General features: G+C 38.4%; 2 protein-coding genes. Both read left to right on the top strand.

The window, feature by feature from the left end; translation table 11 throughout:
* Positions 1 to 211 precede the first annotated feature (211 nt).
* Positions 212 to 1,516 (top strand): GHMP family kinase ATP-binding protein, encoded by a 1,305-nt coding sequence (locus tag DYP60_RS13810; protein ID WP_117331601.1) that lies wholly within the window; start codon positions 212 to 214, stop codon positions 1,514 to 1,516.
* Entirely contained in the window at positions 1,513 to 2,385 is an 873-nt protein-coding gene (locus tag DYP60_RS13805; protein WP_117331600.1) for a hypothetical protein, read from the top strand. The genes DYP60_RS13810 and DYP60_RS13805 overlap by 4 nt, the downstream gene beginning before the upstream one ends.
* Positions 2,386 to 2,447 lie beyond the last annotated feature (62 nt).

Raw genomic sequence — 2,447 nt, 5'->3', positions numbered from 1 at the left:
ATGAAGAAGGGATGCCTTGACGCGTCTATCGATTTGCTTTGGGGGTGATTCTCTCCGTCATCCTGGTGAGAAATCATCTGGTTGACGGTCATGCCTCCTGATATGTATGGTTATGCATATATCCGTGTATATTCATACGTATTGCTTAGCATTTTGAAATTTGCTCAAGAGTATATTTTTCCAGATAGATTTACGTCATGCTGAAAAAGAGATGAACAAATCTTTTGTCAACCATCTTCCAGAAATTGAGATTGGTGAGAGTATATACAAACAATTACCCAATAGCATGTTGAAATATTTACTATCTGAGAATAGCAAGTATGAAAAAGAAGCTTTTCAAGGTTTAGCTGAAACCATCCTCGAACCAATAAAATTGAAGAAGGTAACCCCATCCTGTACTGTTCTTGAAGACCAGATTGTTTGGTCTAGGAGTCCAGCAAGAATCGACTTAGCTGGGGGTTGGACTGATACTCCTCCTCATTGCATGATGGATGGAGGGGATGTTGTAACTGTTGCAATAGAGCTCAACGGGCAGCCTCCATTGCAGGCATATATTCGTAGAACAGAAGAATCCTCTATTAATTTGAGATCTATCGATCTTGGCAAGCAGGAACAAATAACAACATATGAAAGTCTAACAGACTACTCCAATCTAGATTCTGGTTTTTCGATTCCCAAAGCGTGTCTTAACCTTTGTGGATTTCACCCTGATTTTTCTAAAGTGAAATACTCTTCTTTGCAAAATCAGCTGAGAGACATCGGATGTGGATTGGACATAACCTTTTTCTCCGCTATTCCAAAAGGATCTGGATTAGGAACTAGTTCGCTTCTTTCAGGAACCATACTTTCAGCCTTATCGGATTTTTGTGGATTGAACTGGGATGAGCATGAAATATGCAATCGGGTTCTCGCCTTAGAACAGTTGTTGACTAGTGGAGGAGGATGGCAGGACCAATATGGTGGTATATTCCCAGGGGTTAAGCTACTTCACACTGAAAAGGGGGTTAATCAAATTCCTCTCATTAAATGGCTCCCAGATTCATTGTTCAAAGATCCAGAATATGCAGGATGCATGATACTCTTCTACACTGGAATTACACGCGTTGCAAAAAACCTGTTAGGAGAAATAGTTGAGGGAATGTTTTTAAATGATAAAAACGGTATTCTCGCTCTTGATGAGATAAAACGTCACGCAAATTATATCGCGGAGGTAATACAACAAGGTGATTTTATTGCATTCGGGAAAGCCATCAAGGAGACTTGGAAGTTAAAGAATCGTCTTGATAGTGATTCAAACAATCAAGAAATTCAACGCATTATAGATACCATCGATGACCTATGCCTGGGGTATACACTTCCTGGTGCTGGCGGAGGTGGTTATTTATTCATTGTTGCAAAAGATCCACAATCCGCAGCAGAGGTGCGTAGAAGATTGCGTAAGTATACTGGGAACACACGAAATAGACTTGTTGATTTCACTATATCAACACAAGGGAACAAGGTATCTAGATCATGAATATTGCTAAGAAATTTGCTAAGGCATTAATAATTATGAAGGGGTGGAAGGCTCTCCATTCACTAACACCAGCACATAACGAGGAAATAATTGGAATCGTTTTCTCTAAAGACCGTCCCCTACAACTCTATGCACTACTCGAATCATACCTTCGACATTGTGAAGATCCAAAAACTCTTTATATCCTCTACAGAGCATCTGATGATGCATTTGCTAATGCATATACACAGGTTAAGCAATATTTTGATAACAACCTAATTAAATTTGTTGAAGAACAATATTTTACCAAGGATTTTCAATCCCTCCTAGAATCAACTGAAGAGAAGTATGTTTTTCATCTTGTGGATGATAATATCTTCACTTCACCTTTTTCTTTTACTGATTTTCTAGCTATTGAAAACAGGGATACCTGTCTCTTCTCTCTTCGGCTAGGGGACCATATTACATACAGTTATACAAGGCAAAGCAATCAATCGCTTCCTGAATTCAGCAGGGAGGGCCAATTTTTGACATGGAAACTTGGCACCTCTAAATCTGACTGGGATTATCCGTTTAGTGTTGATGGAAACATCTATGTTAAAAGCGAGATATTGGCTTTATCAAAGTTGATCGAATTCAAAGCTCCCAACAGTTTTGAAGGTAAGATGACAGTCTTTGAAATTCTATTAAGAAAACGAAGAGGCATTTGCTATCCACACTCTAAGCTCATCAATATATGTTTAAATAGGGTTCAGAATGAAGTAAAAAACATTGCAGGAGAATACTCCCCAAAAGAATTGCTAGGATATTGGATGAATGGGAAAAAGCTGGATATCTCTAAATTTGAAGGATTAATTTCTCATTCAGCGCATATCGGGGGTTGTCAATAGTTTTGTGTAATTGATTTTCTATAGTTTTACTCTTCCTTCAAACATGATAGAAAACTGGTTCA

This window comes from Sphaerochaeta halotolerans, from assembly GCF_003429665.1.
In the GTDB taxonomy this organism is placed as follows: domain Bacteria; phylum Spirochaetota; class Spirochaetia; order Sphaerochaetales; family Sphaerochaetaceae; genus Sphaerochaeta; species Sphaerochaeta halotolerans.
Note: the sequence above shows the minus strand (reverse complement) of the source record. Positions and strands in the feature narration are given on the sequence as shown.

Coding starts and splice junctions, on each gene's coding strand:
- DYP60_RS13805 (WP_117331600.1), top strand. CDS start 1,513: ATGAATATTGCTAAGAAATTTGCTAAGGCATTAATAATTATGAAGGGG.
- DYP60_RS13810 (WP_117331601.1), top strand. CDS start 212: ATGAACAAATCTTTTGTCAACCATCTTCCAGAAATTGAGATTGGTGAG.